At 40.9% G+C, this 18004-nt stretch carries 13 protein-coding genes; 9 read left to right on the top strand and 4 right to left on the bottom strand.

Translation table 11 applies throughout. From position 1 onward, the window contains the following. Window positions 1-203: 203 nt before the first annotated feature. Together Q0954_RS20420 and Q0954_RS20425 are read right to left on the bottom strand one after the other, a co-directional pair. Window positions 204-776, bottom strand: coding sequence for a TetR/AcrR family transcriptional regulator (locus Q0954_RS20420; RefSeq protein WP_299459634.1), 573 nt, complete (start codon window positions 774-776; stop codon window positions 204-206). A gap of 80 nt (window positions 777-856) precedes the next feature. Beyond that, complete coding sequence (locus Q0954_RS20425; protein WP_299459637.1) at window positions 857-1522, bottom strand: MBL fold metallo-hydrolase; 666 nt, start codon at window positions 1520-1522, stop codon at window positions 857-859. A 347-nt stretch (window positions 1523-1869) separates the two neighbouring features. Here Q0954_RS20425 and Q0954_RS20430 point away from each other — a divergent pair, with 347 nt between their 5' ends. Continuing rightward, window positions 1870-5307 (top strand): AAA family ATPase, encoded by a 3438-nt coding sequence (locus Q0954_RS20430; protein ID WP_299459639.1) that lies wholly within the window; start codon window positions 1870-1872, stop codon window positions 5305-5307. A 245-nt stretch (window positions 5308-5552) separates the two neighbouring features. After that, window positions 5553-5972 carry a hypothetical protein gene (locus tag Q0954_RS20435; protein ID WP_299459641.1) on the top strand — a complete coding sequence of 140 codons (420 nt, stop codon included), beginning with the start codon at window positions 5553-5555 and terminating at the stop codon, window positions 5970-5972. Window positions 5973-6515: 543 nt separating this feature from the next. Here Q0954_RS20435 and Q0954_RS20440 read toward each other — a convergent pair. Next, window positions 6516-7670, bottom strand: a complete 1155-nt coding sequence (locus Q0954_RS20440) for a DUF1573 domain-containing protein (protein ID WP_299459643.1) — start codon at window positions 7668-7670, stop codon at window positions 6516-6518. 679 nt (window positions 7671-8349) lie between these two features. Here Q0954_RS20440 and Q0954_RS20445 point away from each other — a divergent pair. The 7 genes from Q0954_RS20445 to Q0954_RS20475 all read left to right on the top strand — a co-directional run bounded on the left by Q0954_RS20445 (window position 8350) and on the right by Q0954_RS20475 (window position 17295). Then, window positions 8350-9417 carry a M42 family metallopeptidase gene (locus Q0954_RS20445; RefSeq protein ID WP_299459645.1) on the top strand — a complete coding sequence of 356 codons (1068 nt, stop codon included), beginning with the start codon at window positions 8350-8352 and terminating at the stop codon, window positions 9415-9417. Between the two features lie 416 nt (window positions 9418-9833). Continuing rightward, complete coding sequence (locus tag Q0954_RS20450; RefSeq protein ID WP_299459647.1) at window positions 9834-11846, top strand: PAS domain-containing protein; 2013 nt, start codon at window positions 9834-9836, stop codon at window positions 11844-11846. A 325-nt stretch (window positions 11847-12171) separates the two neighbouring features. Further along, window positions 12172-12876, top strand: a complete 705-nt coding sequence (locus tag Q0954_RS20455) for an RNA ligase family protein (protein WP_299459650.1) — start codon at window positions 12172-12174, stop codon at window positions 12874-12876. Continuing rightward, window positions 12873-14006, top strand: a complete 1134-nt coding sequence (locus Q0954_RS20460) for an AAA family ATPase (protein ID WP_299459653.1) — start codon at window positions 12873-12875, stop codon at window positions 14004-14006. Before Q0954_RS20455 ends, Q0954_RS20460 begins: the two co-directional genes overlap by 4 nt. A gap of 129 nt (window positions 14007-14135) precedes the next feature. Further along, entirely contained in the window at window positions 14136-14564 is a 429-nt protein-coding gene (locus Q0954_RS20465; RefSeq protein WP_299459656.1) for a hypothetical protein, read from the top strand. 158 nt (window positions 14565-14722) lie between these two features. Then, entirely contained in the window at window positions 14723-15031 is a 309-nt protein-coding gene (locus tag Q0954_RS20470; RefSeq protein ID WP_299459659.1) for a hypothetical protein, read from the top strand. A 335-nt stretch (window positions 15032-15366) separates the two neighbouring features. Continuing rightward, window positions 15367-17295 carry an ABC-F family ATP-binding cassette domain-containing protein gene (locus tag Q0954_RS20475; RefSeq protein WP_299459662.1) on the top strand — a complete coding sequence of 643 codons (1929 nt, stop codon included), beginning with the start codon at window positions 15367-15369 and terminating at the stop codon, window positions 17293-17295. 81 nt (window positions 17296-17376) lie between these two features. Here the strand turns inward: Q0954_RS20475 and Q0954_RS20480 are convergent, their stop codons facing one another. Continuing rightward, window positions 17377-17988 carry a nitroreductase gene (locus Q0954_RS20480; RefSeq protein ID WP_299459664.1) on the bottom strand — a complete coding sequence of 204 codons (612 nt, stop codon included), beginning with the start codon at window positions 17986-17988 and terminating at the stop codon, window positions 17377-17379. Window positions 17989-18004: the final 16 nt, after the last annotated feature.

Below are 18004 nucleotides of genomic sequence, written 5' to 3' on the forward strand. Positions count from 1 at the left end.
CAAAATATTGAAATATTTATATTAAAAAACTTGAATTTTAAGATAGTATCTATCGACTAAATACTATGGACTATTGTTGTATGAAAACCTATAATGAGGTGTTTTTTTGAAAAACTACAAACATAAGAGCACAAAGTTGCATAGTCCCCCTATTACTCACTCGTTTTTTTGCTTGAGACAATTCCAGGGCACCTCCAAATGCTCTACTCTTCACTACTTATCACCTCTAGCAACACCTCAAGTCCTTGTTCCAAATGTTTGGTATCTTTAAAAACCCTGCTCATCAGCAAATTACCTTCTATAAGATTGAGCGAAAATCTGGCGTATTTTTCAGCCAATGTGCCAGACAGCCCTTTTTGTTCCAAAAACTGTTGAATACTTGTGTGCCAACTGGCATACACTTGCTCACAGGCAAGTCGTACCTCTTCGGCAAGCGATGCACTCTCAGAAGCTACAGTAGCCACTGGACATGACTTTTTAAAATCGGACGCCAGAAGTTGTTGGGCAAAAAAGCCAAAAATTTGTTGCAAAGCCACCTTAAGGTCGTTTTGAGGCACCAACATTTGCTGCAGAACATCGTTTACCTGTGCTCCTGCCAACTGAATAGCTTCTATAATCAACTGATTTTTTCCCTGTGGAAAATAATAATATAATGAGCCCTTAGGGGCCTGGCTCAAGCTCAACACCTCGCTCAGCCCCGTACCAAAATACCCCTTTTCACCCATCAGGCTCACCGTGGCCTCAAGCAATACTTGTTTAGATTTTTTTTTTGCCATATTTTTTAGCTGAATCTCATATTTGCAAATACAATATAAAAAAAGTCAAACCAAACGAGAAGTAAAAACCATTCAAAGGTTTAACTAATCCTGTCTACCAACCTATACAGTTTATCCATATTGGTCAAAGGCGCCCCATGCCCAAAAGTAATCAGTTTGGGTTTTAGTTCTGCAATCTTCAGAATAGATTTTCGGTTCATTGCCGGGTCAGGCGTAAACACCTTGGGAGGTTCGGCAAGGTATGCCAACGTAGTGGCATAATTCATATTACGCAACACATCGCCCAAAACCAATACGCCATCTTTTTCGCGCCAATAAGCTACGTGCCCTGGCGAGTGCCCCGGCACATCAATCACGGTGAACCCTGCCACCTCGTCGCCTTCTTCCAAGCGACGGTCTACAGGATGCTCAGGACCACGAAAGCGCTTATCTACAAAGTTACTAATGGCGTTTTCAGGAATAAAACCTGTATAATCTCCCGTTTCCATTGCCACCGCATCTTTGCTGCCGCACCACAATGGTACTTTATAGGTTTCACAAACCTGCTTACTTGACCCCTGATGGTCAGGGTGAGCATGCGTAAGCGTATGCCTCGAAATTTTACGATTTTTAAGTGCCTTGGCTATTTTTTTAAACGACTGGCGTGAGCCTGAATCAACCAGTACATCACCTATCAAATAGGTATTGATTGACTGGCGTGGCATTACGCTTATTTGGTAAACATCGGGAGCTAATTTTCTTATCATGGTGTAATTATTATATAGACCAATTGTTATAATTTTTACAAATATATAGACCGATTGTTATAAAAACAACTATTTTGAATACTGAATAAACGTAAGGGGCAAAAAATCTACGGTATGGTGCAAGTCAGAGAAGCAAAATGGTGCTTTATTTATGTAGTGTCTGAAGTACTCAATTTTACACCAAAATTTGGCTCATTAGCATAATTAAGAGGGCTTTTGCCGGGTTTTTAGCCTGAGAACATCAGCTTGGGTTTTTGTGGTCTCACAAATTTGATTATTTTGCAAATTGTTATCACACCATTATCAGAAACTTATATCAGATCATTACTTAAGTAAAACTTTACACTTTGAAAAAGATCAAATTAAACCTATTGATAAGTGAAGTCACCCACCAATCGGGAGTAACTGTTACCTCACCTCTGCATTTTAATGACATAGTGCGCCTCAATATTTCGGAAATAGGAGTAGCACGTCAGCTTTATAAAGCAATTCACAAAAACCTGCTCACTCAAGGGCAATACCACCCATTGCTAAAGTATGTGCTAGACCAACCATTAATTCAGGAAACTATAGACATAGAACTGGAGGCGTCCAAACAAAAGTTTTTTCCTAAACTGACCCTTAGCTACGAACTTTTTTATCTGGAGAATCACCACCAACAATTCTTAGGCTTTGTGCCTACTTTGGGCGTGCAATCTGCAGGAAACAGCCTCGAAGAACTCAAAGATAACCTCAAAGACAACATTCAACTGGAGTTTATTCGCAAAAAACGCCTCAAATCGCCTACAGCATTGCTTACTACCCAGTGGTTTTCGAACATAAAAATACATGCCGTACCTACCGAGTTTAGCTTTTATACCCTGTCAGAGCAAGAAGATATTCAGCAACGCGACCAGGAATCTATCTTGCCCCAAATAGCCCATCGCCTCAGTGTAAACGAGGTAGAGCTGTTTGGCTTGGCTAAAGAGTATGACCAGTTGCTTACTACAATGAAAGCCAAGCACCGAAATAGTGTGCTCGTGGTGGGAGGATCGGGCAAGGGCAAAACTGCCCTTATCAAAGAGTTTTGCCGGGTAAAGGGGCAACATGGGTTAAGTGGCATTTCAGTGTGGGAGGTATCGGCCGCTCAATTGCTCCACCGTCTTACTGGCTTGGGTAGTTGGGAAGAGTACCTGGCCGATGTGTGCCGTGAACTGCGCAAGTCGGGCGACATTTTGTACGTGAGCAATTTCTCCGAATTGTTTGAAGTAGGACAGTATGTGGGCAACAACATGTCGATGGCAGACTATCTGCGTGATTATATTTCCAGGGGAGAAATAACCATCATCAGCGAATGTACTCCTGAGGAAGCTTCCCGGATAGAAATGCGCTCGCCTGGCTATTTGGGTTTGTTGACTACCATCAATATAGAAGATATGTCTAATGAGCAGGTATTGGAAATTGTTACCAAGAAGGTAAATTACATTGCTACCCAAAAAAATTGCGCAGTAGAAGAGGAAGCCATTCAAGAAATACTGCGCTTGCAGCAGTGGTACACGCCTTACTCTGAACTGCCTGGCAAAACAATCCATTTTTTAGCCTCTATTGTTTCTGACAAAGAGAAAAAGGAAGTGAAGATCATAGACAAACCGGCCATTTTTGAGCGCTTCTGTCAGGAAACGGGTATGCCCGAATTTATGATTAACCCCGAAATAGCCCTGGAAGTAGACAAAATGCAGCATTACTTCCAGACCAATATCTACGGGCAAAATGAAGCCATTCATACTGTATCAGACCTTTTGGTGGCTATTAAGGCCGCAGTAGTGCGCCGGGGTAAGCCGTTGGCTTCGCTGCTTTTTGTAGGACCCACTGGGGTAGGTAAAACAGAAATGGCTAAAGTGCTTGCTCAGTTTATGTTTGGCAACCGCAACAAGATGATTCGTTTTGACATGAGCGAATATACCGATACCCGCGCTATTATGCGCCTGACTGGAGACGGTACCAGTGGCGAGGGTTTGCTTACTTCATCGATACGGCAAGATCCTTTTTCGGTATTATTGTTTGATGAACTCGAAAAGGTACATCCTTCTTTTTATGATTTGCTCCTACAGATATTGGGCGAAGGACGCCTGACTGACGCCAGGGGCAGGGTAGCAGATTTTTGTAGTACTATCATTATTATGACCTCCAACATTGGGGCACGCTCGTTCCAAACGGGGTCTATTGGTTTTGTAGAAACCAAAAACGAAGCCGAGGCAGCAGCGGCTCACTTTAAGTCAGAAGTACAAGCCTATTTCCGCCCTGAGCTGTTCAACCGTTTAGACCGGGTCATTGCTTTTGCTCCTTTGGATAAACCCATTGTGCGTAAAATTATTGATCGTGAAATAGATTTGGTAAAAAAAAGAGAAGGCATCAAAGGGCGCAACCTGGAAGTAAACATAGGACAAAAGGTACTCGATTATTTGGGCAAAAAGGGGTACAATGCCAACTATGGCGCCCGTTTTCTACAACGTACCCTACAGGCACAACTCATTGTACCTTTGTCGCAAGCATTGAACGAGTATGATTTTTTGCAGCCTTTGCAGGTAGATGTGTTTTTGAAAAAAACGCTTGAAAAACCCTCCAAAAAAAGTAAAGACAATAAGGGCGTAAAAATCTATGTAACCAATGTAGACAATGGTGCCCAAACCGCTGCTATAGTCTTTGAGATTCAACGCCGCGATGACATTCAAATCACCCAAAAGGTAATCAGCGAAAGCGAAAAGCTTAAGTTTATCGATTTTATTACGCTCATTACCCACTATCGCCGCGAAACCAATACTATAGACCAAGGCAGTTATTTTGCCCGTTTTCTGAGCAAAATAGACCAACTGGAACGCAAGCTCCAAAAAGCCAAAAAACGTAAGAAAGAAAACGATTTCTGGAAAAACGAGGAGCAGCGCAAGTATTATTATGAATTGATCAACCTGCGCAAAAAATTTGAAGCATCATTTGAAGAAATAGAAGAGATAGAGTCGGACAACTTCTTGATTTTGAATGGAGTAGAAGAAAAAAAAGACGAAATAGCCCTGCACGCCCAGTTTAAACTATGGACACAAAACTTTATGGCACTTAAAGCGCACCTGGTATCGCTAGAAAACCCCGAGTTTGCGGTTTGTTCTGTGGGTATTTATGGGTCACGGTTGTCTTTGTTTACCCTGACCGATCTTTACATAGAGTTTGCCAAAGCCCATAACTTGTCGGTAGAAGTGTATACGCTTTGGCACAACAAAGATGGCTATCTGGAGGGCAATGCCATGGAAACCAACGCGAAGACCAAACCAGAAGAAGAAATAAGCGAAGAAACAGAAGTATTGAACGAAGAAGTAGAGGAAGACAACCAGCAAAATGGCAAAGAAAAAAAGCCTGTTATTAAGCGCAGAATTTACCAGCGGCAACCCTACGAAAATCGAAAAAATCCTGAACCACAAAACCTGATTGGGATAGAGATCGAGTTTAGGGGAACGTTGCCTTATTTATATTTCAAAAACGAAGGTGGAGTACACCACTTTACCGCTAAATCGGGTTCACAACAAAAATACCTGGTGGCAGTCTTGCCCCAAGGTTTGGAAAAATATAAACGCCCCGAAAATGTTTTTCGCCGGACTGGTTTTCAAGACCAAAAAGCCCGCCGTAATTACGAGCCCAAACTGTTTAGAGACAAGACTTATGGAGTAAAAATAGAAGATCCTGATTACCAAAAAGCGTTGAACCAGGTACTACAACAGCAGTTCTTTAAACTAATAGACAAATACCTATTGGATTAAACTATCAAAAAAAAAGTAAATACCTGAGCAAATGTTGTATATAACTTACACCGTTTTGGTACTATCTTGATGGAGGAGGTCACCTTAAAAGTGACCTCTTTTTTTGAGTTTTTACGTCTGGCGTATTCATAAACATTTATAAATTATTACATGGGTAGAGTTTACATATAAATTGAGTTTACATGTTTGGGCAAAAGTAAGTTACTTTGTATTATCAAAATTTAATTTTCTTTTGAAAACAAACCATGAGCAATAGTAACCAAGTCCTTTACAAAGAAAAGAACGCCACCATAGAATATAGTGCGTCTAACCAATGTCTTACAATAAACATTCATGGATTTTTGACAAGTCCACAGCTTATTAAATTATTCGAAAACGGCTATAAACTTTATACAACGGCTGTTCAGCCCAATACAGGGGTGGTGTTAAACACCGAAAAACTAGGCGCCGTAAAAAAAGCAGAACAAGACTGGTTGAGAGATACCTGGAATCTGCAAATGTATAAGGCAGGGATGAAAAAACTTGCCATCATCAATGCTGACAATATTTTTGGCGAAGTAGCGATCAATACTTTGAAAGAAAATGTAAACCAAGCAGTAAGGTATGCCATTGCTGCCAAATCTTTTAAAGACATGAAAGCTGCTCATCACTGGTTAGTCAATTAAGTAGAAAAATTCGTAAGCTAAGTTTATATGTTATATTTTCAAAAGTCAAGCCTTGTGTACAAGGTTTGACTTTACTGCTTTAGGAACCCTACTCTAATCCATATACAACAAAACCCTGCTTGTCTTTTACTTGACAAGCAGGGTTTTTTAATAATTCAATGCTTTCTAATTAATTCTCCATTCATTAGTAATGTTGCCGAAATAATGTCAGCAAATTTAAGTAAATATTTTTTCGCTAGACAAGGCACGGCAATATCCAGTGGATATTGAGCGAGCTTGAGGGATGGTCGGCTAATAGCAGCGCTATTAGGCTATTTTTCAACGATGTATAGCGACTAAAATATACAGTTAAAATGGGGAAGTTATTTTGACTGCATTATGTACCAAGACAAAATTAAATATACCTAATATGCAAGTATAACTATCATATTATGAGAGAGTTATCTTTGCTTGTAGCTTATAGCTGATTGCACCGATATTCATCGGTATCTAAGGACTTGCTGCTACTTACTTAGGTGAAAAAACCTCGAAATTTAACTAAACCTACTTCTTAGGTTTGGCACTTGGAGTTACATCAGCCGTAATGCTCAATACTGTTTTAGGCTTTTTAGGATCATTGGTAATCACCGTCACACTCTTATTGATACGCCCTTTAGATGTACCACTTGAATAAGTCACCCCAATGGTAGTAGATTCACCAGGCGCCAAAACTGTTTTCTTAGGTTTGGTAGCTGTACAACCACAAGACGCCTTGGTTTTACGAATGTGCAAAGTACTTTTACCTTCGTTGCTTATTTTAAAAGTGGCAGATACCCGCGCGTTTTGTTTTACCTTACCAAAACTGTGCGTAGTTTTGTCAAATTTGGCTGCTGGGGGTGTTAAGCGGGCTTTTGCCGAAAAGTTTTCTTTAATGTATCCACCCACACTCATGCGTTTTTTAGACTGAACTTTGTCATCAGTTATGAGCATAAAACTATCATATACATAGTCCCAGTCTTTTTTCTCGGTAGCGTTGTAAGCAAACGTAAGACCTATTGCCTTTTTAGGTTGAATGGTTACTTCTTTTTTCTTCTTACGTTTGGCTTTTGTTGCTTTGGTCTCCCCTACTTTTGCTGCAAACACCGATACAATCCGTACGTGCTTAGGTAGTTTGGTAGCTTCTAAGTTAAGCGTGATAGGGTCGTTGCCATTGTTATAGATAAAAGTAGACTTTTCGGTATTTTTGCTGTCGTGCATAATGTCACCAAACCACACCGTGTTTGATTTAAACCTAAGGTTACCCAAAGCTACCGGATACCAGTCTTTCGGTCCTTTTTTGCGAGGAGTTACCTTTCCCGAAATTTGTAAAATACTTACCGCAGGTTGTGCGTTGCTTTGCACAGTAATACTTTTGTTAAATGCGCCTACTCTACCCATAGGGTTAAAAGCTGCTTTTACTACTCCTGAACCACCCGGCTTTATTTCGGCTTTGGTCCAGGTAGGGGTAGTACACCCACAAGACGCCTTCACATTGGTTAGTTTGAGCGGTTGGTTTCCTGTATTTTTGAAACTAAAAGTTACCTGAGCAAGTCCGCCATCCTCTTTGATGGTGCCAAATGCATGCTTGGTTTTATTAAATTGAATCTTTGGCTGAGCATACGCTACCGTGGCAACCAAGGTAAAAATAAACGATAGTCCTATTGGCAATAATCTTTTCATAAAAACTTGGGTTTGTAGATAAGTAATCATACTAAAAAACAAAACTATTAAGTCGCAATTAAGTGCAGCTGATAAACAAAAGCAACTAACTGCTTGTCGATGCTTTTATCCATTTTTCAGGTGTAATTAATCATTACTCGATACATCTTATTTTTAATGATTACCAAGGAATAAACATGGGTAGTTTAACACTTGTTCTGCTTTTTTGCCATACATACTAAAAATAGAGAAAAGAGTTCAACCCTTGGTTTTATTCCTAAGTATCAATCATTATGTTACAAAATTAACGATAAATTTACCACTTTGTATTATAGAGTGGTGTTAAAGATTTATAAACATCTCTTAATGAGTTGTTAATGAACCTAACGGCTCCCTCTTTATGCAACTATATATACTCTTCATCACATAATTTGCGGACATATTTTCAGAATTTTTATTCTAATATTTGCCCAGGCTTAATGTATGATCACCTATCAGTTTTTTTGATTGGCTTTTTTAGGATGAAACCCCAAGGATATGCTGAAGTTATTTATATTTGCTGGTTAGTCTATTTTTTAATCAGGGCCTAAAGTAGTCCCATATTACAATAGACACAGGCATTGCTGGCGTGTATCCATTGGTATCAATAAAGAAACACAAAACAACTTTTATATATTGTATTATCTAATCTTTTAGTTTAATGACACAACAAGAGTTTTTAGAGAAATATTTAAACAATGCTTCACCCACTGGATTTGAGAGTTCAGGGCAAAAAATATGGTTAGATTACGTCAAGCCTTATGTAGACGACTATATAGTAGACACTTATGGTTCGGTAGCAGGGGTAATTAACCCAGAAGCAAAGTACAAGGTAGTAATAGAAGCACACGCTGACGAAATTTCGTGGTATGTAAATTACATTACCGAAGATGGCTACATTTATGTAATTCGCAATGGTGGCTCTGACCCAGTGATAGCCCCTTCGATGCGGGTAAACATTCACACCAAAAAGGGTATTGTAAAAGGAGTCTTTGGTTGGCCAGCGATTCATACGCGCAGGGGCGAAAAAAGTGAACCCAAGGCAGAAATAAAAAACCTGGTGCTCGACTGTGGCTGCAGTACCAAAGAAGAAGTAGAAGAACTAGGGGTACATGTAGGCTCGGTCGTTACTTTTGAAGATGAACTGACCGAGTTAAATAATAAATATTATGTGGGGCGCGCGCTTGATAACCGAATTGGGGGTTATATGATTGCTCAAGTGGCACGCAAACTGCACGAGAACGGGATACGACCTGAGTTTGGTTTGTATATTACCAATAGTGTACAAGAAGAAATAGGTTTGCGTGGGGCGCAAATGATTGCCCACCGTATAAAACCTGACCTTGCCCTGGTAACCGATGTTTGCCACGACACCCAGTCACCACTTTACAACAAAGTAAAAGAAGGCGACCTGAGTTGCGGAAAAGGGCCTGTGTTGAGCTATGCTCCCTCAGTGCAGTTCAATGTATTGGACATGGTGATTAAAGTAGCCGAAGAAAAAGACATTCCTTTTCAACGAACGGCTTCTTCGCGTGGTACTGGTACCGATACCGATGCCTTTGCTTATTCTAACGCAGGAGTAGCATCGGCACTAATTTCGCTACCTCTAAAATATATGCACACCACAGTAGAAACTGTGTCGAAAGATGATGTAGAACAAGTAATCAATCTAATGTATGAGTTTTTGGTGCAACTGCCCAACAACCACGACTTTAGGTACTTTAAGTAAATATGGTATAACTGCCCGGTTTAACACTTAAGCTTGTTTGTAGAGCTATAAGTGATGTTTTTTTGAGCTAACAAAATACGTCATTCATATCATACTCTAAGCTCGACTTTAGCCTTTTATGATATTGGCTAAATTACTTCATATGCCTTTAAATAAGCATATGAATACTTTTACACAGTCGCCTTTTTTATGCGACCATGCAAAATTAAATTTGATACAAAGGTATTTGTAATAAAACATCTCAAATATTGGCGAAATGTTTACCCAATACCTTTCTGAAAATGAGTATCTTACAAATAATTTGTTTACTAGAACTCAATTTCACAATAAGCGAATTTAAAATGGCTAAAGTCGAGCTAAGCATTAAGTAAACTAAACTGGGTAGTTATATACTCATAATAAATAATACTTCTCAAATGGATGCTGACATACATTCCCTGATAGAAAAACTTTCTAAAGCTTCGGGCATAGATTTATTTCCTTACCTGGCTCAAGTTAAAGAGGGAGAATCCATTCATCAACCTGCTGCCCTTCGTCCCCCCACCCTCACCACAGACGAAATCACCTTATTATTGGGTAAGTCTGTCATGCAAGATACACGCTTGGCGGTATTGGTCATCAACACCGAAATGAATGTATTGCTTGCCAATGAAACTTATTGCCAATGGTGGCAAACTACACCTGAAGTAGCAAACCAAGCCAATTTACAGCACTTGTGGAGCAGTGCTTCGCGCGAATGGTGGCACTTGCTAACATTGATTAAACACGCTTTTATCAAACAAAAAGCCTTTGAAGATGTATTGCATTGGCATAACAATGCGCAGGAAACTGTGCTGGACGTAAAGACCAAGTTTATTGACAACAACGGGCAACAACACCAATACTTGATGCTCACCTTTGAAGACATCACAAAGCGTTTTCAGCGTGAACGCACCCTTGACCGCTTGTCGTTTGTAGTCAAACACATCAACGATTTTGTAATAGTAACCAATGAGCACGGGCAAATAGAATGGGTAAATGATAGTTTTAACAAAGTAACTGGGTATGAGCTAAGGGAGATTGAGGGAGTACCACTGACAAAGTTTTTGCAACAAAAAGACTTGAATAAGGAGGTGATCAAACGTATTGAGGCTAAAATAGAGAAAAACGAAATTGTAGAAGAGGAATTACAAAACCGTCGTAAAGATGGCTTACCTTATTGGAACAAGCTCACCATAAGGGTAATGTACGATACTGCCGCCCACCAAAAGAAATACCTCAGCATACACACCAATACTACAGAGTACAAGGCACACGAAAAATACCTGTCGCAGTTGATCAACGAACTACAGCACCAACAGTTTGCCATTGATCAAGCCGCGCTTATCACCATTACCGATCGTAATGGTTACATTACCCATGCCAACGAAGCTTTTTGCCGGGTGTCGAAATATGAAGAACACGAGTTGTTGGGGCAAAAACATAGCCTGGTAAATTCGGGATATCATCCACGCAGTTTTTTTAAGGACATGTGGGGCACTGTTCGTAAGGGAATGCTTTGGCGGGGAGAGATTCATAACCGGGCAAAAGATGGGACTTTTTATTGGGTAGATGTAACCATTGTACCTTTTTTGTACAAAGACGAAGGACACGACCCTTACAAATACCTGTTCATCCGATTTGATATTACAGAACGCAAAAATGCTGAAAAACAACTCATTGTTGCCAAAGATAAAGCTGAAGAAGCCAATCGTCTTAAATCTAACTTTTTGGCCAATATGAGCCACGAAATAAGGACTCCTCTCAACGGTATTTTAGGGGTGGTGCAATTGATTGAAATGGAGTCAGACAACGAAACAATGCTACATTACGCCCACCTGATTGGACAAAGCGGCCAACGACTGCTCAACACTATTAATGGCATATTGGATTTGTCGCGGATAGAAGCCAACCGAGCCGAAGTATCGTGGGAACAGATAAACATTATAGAGCTGGTCAGTGCCTTGGTGCAATCGCTGGAAGTGCTCGCCAATAGTCGCAATATTTACCTGAATATGGAGTTTAATCTTGCTCAAAAACAAGTACTTATCGACCCCTATTTGCTTGAACAGGTATTGAACAACTTGCTGGGCAACGCCATTAAATTTACCGAAAGAGGTGGGGTAACCCTGAGGTTAAACGATGAAAACAATTGCCTGATGATAGAGGTAATAGACACTGGCATAGGCATAGAAGAACATTTTTTGAAAGAAATATTTGAGCCTTTCAAGCAAGAGAGTACAGGCATAGAACGACGTTTTCAGGGCAGTGGGCTAGGGCTTGCCATTGCTAAAAAGATTGTAGAATTGATGGGTGGTGACATAAAAGTACGCAGTAAGAAAAACCTTGGCAGCTGTTTTACCGTAATATTTCCTGAACAAAAGTTAAACCCTGAAGCTGAATCCCAATAAACTCAACTTCTCCATTTTCATCATTATGTAGTTTTTAATAGATCACTGGTAGTTTTGCAGCGAGCCTGCCCATTGTTGTTTTTTTTGAATGCTCACATTTACAAAAAAAATCAATAAGATGGCATTGCTATAAGTATTTCTAAACACCTCGAAACTACCCAGTTAACTACACCTTTCTTTTTTTTTCATACATTTTATTTTTCTGCGTAAAGCCAGCAACATACCAGGCAAGCATACAACCTTTGCTTTTAGCACCTGTGTTGGTTGGTATACAATCACTTTTAAGCTTGTCGCAGTTGACAACCTATGTACCCTTACTACTGTTATGAACTCAAAAAAATACCCCCGTACTTATCACTTGCCTTGGTCGCCAGGAGCGACTTCTGACGATAAGATTGCGGCTTTTATAGACAACGCCATTGGGCACCCCATTGTAATTACCGAAAAACTGGACGGCGAAAATACCTGCTTGAATCAACATGGGGTATTTGCCCGCTCTCATGCGGCTCCCACCCAAAACCCTTGGGCAAGCTATCTGTGGGATATTCATACCCGCATACACTATCAGTTAGATGAGCTAGAAGTATTTGGCGAAAGCCTGTTTGCGATTCACTCTATTACTTACACTGGACTACAACAATATTTTTATGTGTTTGGCATGCGTCAAGGCACGGTATGGCTTCCCTGGGAGGAGGTGGTTATGTATGCCGACTTGCTAGACCTGCCCCTGGCTCCAGTACTATTTGAAGGAACCGTGCAAAGCGAAGCCGAGCTTAAGTTATTGATTGATGGGGTTTTGCGAGAACCCAGTGAGTTTGAAAGCCTGGAGTTGGATATTGAAGTACCCAAAGAAGGGGTGGTAGTGCGTTTAGCCGCTGCTTTTGAGTCAGACGATTTTGACCAAAGTGTTTTTAAATGGGTGAGAGCCAACCACGTGCAAACTGACGAGCACTGGAGCAGAAACTGGAAACGCACCCCGCTTGAACACGAGTGGATACAACAACAAATGAAAAAACACAACCGCACATGACACACTATAAACCCGAACAACTATTATCGCTTGAAATCCCCTACGATTGGGATTTGCTTACAGCACATTTTGATTGGCTGCAAGCCCTATACGATTGCCCACAAGACCCAATATACCACGCTGAGGGCAATGTAGGTATTCACACCCGCATGGTAGTAGAGGCTTTGTTTGGGCTGCAAGGCTGGCAACAAGCAGACGCCCAAACTCGTACTATTTTGTTTGCCGCTTGTTTGCTGCACGACATTGCCAAACCTGAATGTACCGTGATAGAGCCTATAGAAGGTACCGACCAAGTAAGAATTACTTCGCCACGCCATGCCAAAAAGGGCGAAAAACGAGCCCGGCAGGTGTTGGCAGATTTGCCCTGGAGCCATTGGGTAAAAGAGCAGGTTTGCCAACTGGTACGTTTTCACGGTTTACCTATTTGGTTTTTGTCTAAAACTCATCCCGAAAAAGCTGTGATTCAAGCAAGCTTAAGTGTAAATACCGAATGGCTTGCTTGGGTGGCAGAGGCAGATTTAAGGGGGCGAATAAGTGATACCCAGGAAGAGTGGCTGGAGCGGATTGAATTCTTTGCGGAGTTTTGCCGCGAGCAACACTGTTTTGGAGCTGCACGCCACTTTGCCAGTCCACATACCCGTTTTTTGTATTTCCAGAAGCCTGAAGTATACCCTGATGCCCCTATTTATGACAATACTTGTGTAGAGGTATTCTTACTTTGTGGGTTGCCAGGCGCTGGCAAAGATACTTGGATTGACACACACGCAACAGATTTGCCTGTAGTATCGTTAGACCAGCTCCGGCAAGAGCTGGGGGTGTCGTTTAAAGACAACCAAGGCAAGGTGATACAAGCTGCACAAGAAAAAGCAAAAGAATACTTGCGTAAGCAGCAGTCGTTTGTGTGGAATGCAACCAATATTACCCGCCAAAACCGAAAAAAGCTCATTGACTTATTTAGTCAATACCGGGGCAGTACTACTATTGTATATTTACCCAAGCCTTTGTCGGTAGTGCTCAAACAAAACCGTGAACGAGCGGTAGTAATTAAGGAAAAGGTAATCTATAATTTTTTGGGCAGACTGGAACCACCCACCATTGCCGAGGCGCACCGTTTGTGGGTGGTTGAGTAGTAGATGTGAAGGATTTTTTCGTTAAATTATTATATTTCAACCGGGTTTCTTACAAACATAAATCCTTGTTCACAAAACTTTTTACTACATTTTTTAGTAGTTTATGAAACCACATATGTCTTACAAGTTATGAACTATAGAACATTATTTACCTCGGAGCATTTAGATATCTTCGATCTTAGCCCTTATATACCCTGTGCCATTTTGGTTTCTTGGAAGGGACACTGGGGGGTAGAAGAGCATCACAAAGAACTATTGCAACAAACCTTGGATCACTTTCGTGATCATCATACTCAGATTATGGTATCAGACCATTCTACTTTGCAAATGGTAACCCTTGACCTGCAAGCGTTACTAGAGGATTGGTACTATAAAGAAGCCACCAAACATGGCCTAAAAGTCGAAATATGGATAGAACCCACCGATATTCTTGCCAGGGCATCGGTGAGTCTAATGTTGGGGGGCGACTTGAGCCGTAATACAGAAATGCTTATGCCCAAAGTACCCGATCTGGACGAAGCTTTATTGCTTGCCAGCCAATTTGCCGAGCAACTTTAAGTTTTTGGCATTCATCAATCAAAAATTGTTTTCATATAAAAAAAGAGACTCCCAATTGCCTTGGCGAGTCTTTTTTATGCTTTGTTTTATTGTTCCAAAAATTGGATTCCTCATTCTTTTCTCTATTTTTGGTGAGGTTTAGCCAAAATACAAAGTGTATGATAAAGTTAAACAATTTACCCAAGTCGTCCGCTTATTTATTGGCTGGGGCTACTCATCAAAACAATCTCACAATGGAAAAAATCAAGGAACTCAAGTTTTTTACAAAAAAAATACCGCTTACTTTCGACAACAATGACAATAGTGTGAATACGCTGGACGTTGAGCAAATAAAGAAAGAAATTGGCGAAGTAGACATTGATTATCGCTCTATAGCAATTAGCCAAACCGATACGCATCTGATGGTGACCTTTAGGGTAGCCAGCAATAAAAACGAAAACAGCAAGTCTATTGGGTTTGGTGGGTAGTAAAAATAAGGTTTTAGGGACTAGGTTCTAGGTACCCCCTGCTATTTTTCTATCACGTTGATTTTTAGGAAACCTAAAATCGTAGTTAAAGGGTTCATTGGGCGGCTCCCTCGTGGTCGCCCTCTCCTTTTGTTTCCTTCCCATCCTACTTACCCAGCTTTTTTTAAAACACTTCCCTCTCCACTTGTAGAGACACAAACCAGCGCGAAAAATAGCAGGGTAGAGTACTCACTTCTTCTAAAGTCTAATAACTTTCCCATTAAATTGCAAATCCCTGTACTTTGTTCGTAGATTTGTGGTTTGAACTTAATTAATAACCTGAATATATTTTACTTATGCTCGCCATTAGTAACATGTCGTTTTATTTCGGTAGCCGACCGTTGTACAAAGATGCCAACCTTCATATCAAACCCAAAGACCGGATAGGACTCATTGGAGCCAATGGTACTGGAAAATCTACCCTGTTAAGACTTATTTCAGGTGAATATGCTCCCGACGAGGGCACCATTTCTAAGGCAAAAGATTGTACGATTGGCTTTCTCAACCAAGATTTACTTTCTTACCTTACCAACGAGAGCATTTTGGAGGTGGCCATGCAAGCTTTTGAAGAACAAAATCAACTCCAGGAGCAAATTGATAAAACCTTGCACGAGATGGAGGTAAATTATACCGACTCGTTGGTAGACAAGCTTGCCAAGTTACAAGAGCGTTTCGAGATGTTGGGAGGCTACTCTATGCAAGCCAAAGCTGAAGAAATTCTGGAAGGTTTGGGCTTTAAAACTGCTGATTTGCAACGCCCTTTACAGGAATTTTCGGGAGGATGGCGTATGCGGGTAATGCTTGCCAAGTTGCTATTGCAAAAGCCCGCCTTGCTAATGCTCGATGAACCTACCAACCACTTAGATTTACCGTCTATTCAGTGGATAGAAAGCTATATTCATAGCTACGAAGGTGCCATTATAGTAGTGTCGCACGACCGTCAGTTTTTGGACAATGCTGTAAAAACCACGGTAGAGGTGTCACAGGCAAAGCTGAATATTTATGCAGGCAATTATTCTTTTTACCTAAAAGAACGCGAACTCCGCCAGGAGATACAACAATCTGCCTACGAAAACCAACAAGACAAAATACGTCAAACTGAACGTTTTATTGAACGTTTTCGGTCTAAAGCCACCAAAGCACGCCAGGTACAGTCGAGAGTAAAGGCATTGGAAAAAATGGACTTGATTGATGAGGTAATAGACGAAACTGCCAAGGTAAATTTTAAGTTTAACTTTGGACAAAAGTCGGGGCGTCAGGTAATGGAACTTGACAATATAGGCAAGGCTTACGGCGATCTTACTATTTTGAAAAACACCACTGCACGCATAGAACGCGGCGACAAAATTGCGCTGGTGGGTGCCAATGGAAAAGGTAAGTCTACCCTGTTGCGCATTATTGCAGGCACCGAACAAATAAAGGGCGAACGCAAACTAGGGCACAATGTGTTGTTCTCGTTTTTTGCCCAGCATCAGCTCGAATCGTTGGTAGTAGACAACGAAATACTGGAGGAACTCAAACAAGCAGGTTCGGCAAAAACAGAAACGGAATTACGAAGCGTCTTGGGTTGTTTTTTATTTAAGGATGACGACGTATTTAAGAAAATTAAAATTCTTTCGGGAGGAGAAAAGTCAAGGGTGGCTCTAGCCAAGGTACTGATCTCTGAAGCCAACTTTTTGCTACTCGATGAACCTACCAACCACCTGGACATTCAATCGGTAAATATACTCATGCAAGCGCTCGACCAATACGAGGGTACTTTTGTGGTAGTATCGCACGACCGTCACTTTATTTCGCAGGTGGCCAATAAGATTTGGTACATCGAAGATGAGGAAATCAAAGTATATCCGGGTACTTTTGCCGAGTACAACGATTGGTACCAAAAACAACAGGCAAAAAAAATGGCACAAGCAGCACCTCCTCAAGAAAAGAAAAAGAAAGAAAAAAAGCCAAAACCACAAGATTCGCCCGAAATAAAGGCAATTAAACGTGAAATACGAGAAACCAAAATGGTGCTCGAAAAAGCCGAAGCAAAAGTAACCAAGCTTGAAAAACAACAAGAAGCACTGGAGCTCACATTGGCCGACAATACCATTTATGATGATCAGGAAAAACTGGAAAAAACTCAGCAAGAGTTTAACAAGGTACAAGAAGAACTCGCCACCGCCAATGATGACTGGGAAGAACTGGTAATGAAAATAGATGAACTGGAAGCGCAGCTTTAGAATGGATAAATAAACGAGAGTTACTCTAAAAACCTCCTCTATATCAAATCATATAGCGGAGGTTTTTTATTGCATTGCCCCCTATTCTTCTACCCACACCACTTTGTCTTTTATATCGCCACGAGTGCCTGCTTTGGGAGTTTTTTCGGGGTAACCCAAGTAAAAGAAACCCAACAGTTTGTCTTGTGGGTCAAGCCCAAAAAAGTCTTTAGCTTCTTCGCGATAGGTAACCCCACCACTGCCCCAATAGCCCCCTACTCCATAGGCAGTAGCCGTGAGGTAAATATTTTGTACAGCACAGGCTACCGCTTCTATTTCTTCTATTTCGGGTATTTTTTCTGATACCTGACGACTCATGCCTATGGCTATTACATGTGATGCCATCAAGGGTTTATTGGCAAGTTTGTCAAACTTTTTTTGATCAAACTGATCGGCTGGAGTAATTTGTTTGTACAACTCAGACTGAAAGCGTGCCAATTCCTTCAAGCCTTCACCTGTAAACACCACAAATCGCCAGGGCTCGGTTTTGCCGTGGTTGGGCGCCCAGTTAGCATTTTCCAGTATTTGTTCAATGATTTCACGGGGAATTATCTTGCCTGAAAACTGTTTTGGGAAAACCGAACGACGCTCACGCATCAGGCGGTTGATTTCGTCTATATTAAAGGGGGTTTGTATATCTGTTTGAGTTTGCATAAAGTCAACTTTTATT

The organism is uncultured Microscilla sp. (genome assembly GCF_947493425.1).
Lineage (GTDB): Bacteria > Bacteroidota > Bacteroidia > Cytophagales > Microscillaceae > Microscilla.

Bases quoted from the DNA above. Each gene is read 5' to 3' on its own strand.
- Q0954_RS20420 (WP_299459634.1), bottom strand. From the start codon at position 776: ATGGCAAAAAAAAAATCTAAACAAGTATTGCTTGAGGCCACGGTGAGC.
- Q0954_RS20425 (WP_299459637.1), bottom strand. From the start codon at position 1,522: ATGATAAGAAAATTAGCTCCCGATGTTTACCAAATAAGCGTAATGCCA.
- Q0954_RS20435 (WP_299459641.1), top strand. From the start codon at position 5,553: ATGAGCAATAGTAACCAAGTCCTTTACAAAGAAAAGAACGCCACCATA.
- Q0954_RS20440 (WP_299459643.1), bottom strand. From the start codon at position 7,670: ATGAAAAGATTATTGCCAATAGGACTATCGTTTATTTTTACCTTGGTT.
- Q0954_RS20445 (WP_299459645.1), top strand. From the start codon at position 8,350: ATGACACAACAAGAGTTTTTAGAGAAATATTTAAACAATGCTTCACCC.
- Q0954_RS20450 (WP_299459647.1), top strand. From the start codon at position 9,834: ATGGATGCTGACATACATTCCCTGATAGAAAAACTTTCTAAAGCTTCG.
- Q0954_RS20455 (WP_299459650.1), top strand. From the start codon at position 12,172: ATGAACTCAAAAAAATACCCCCGTACTTATCACTTGCCTTGGTCGCCA.
- Q0954_RS20460 (WP_299459653.1), top strand. From the start codon at position 12,873: ATGACACACTATAAACCCGAACAACTATTATCGCTTGAAATCCCCTAC.
- Q0954_RS20465 (WP_299459656.1), top strand. From the start codon at position 14,136: ATGAACTATAGAACATTATTTACCTCGGAGCATTTAGATATCTTCGAT.
- Q0954_RS20470 (WP_299459659.1), top strand. From the start codon at position 14,723: ATGATAAAGTTAAACAATTTACCCAAGTCGTCCGCTTATTTATTGGCT.
- Q0954_RS20475 (WP_299459662.1), top strand. From the start codon at position 15,367: ATGCTCGCCATTAGTAACATGTCGTTTTATTTCGGTAGCCGACCGTTG.
- Q0954_RS20480 (WP_299459664.1), bottom strand. From the start codon at position 17,988: ATGCAAACTCAAACAGATATACAAACCCCCTTTAATATAGACGAAATC.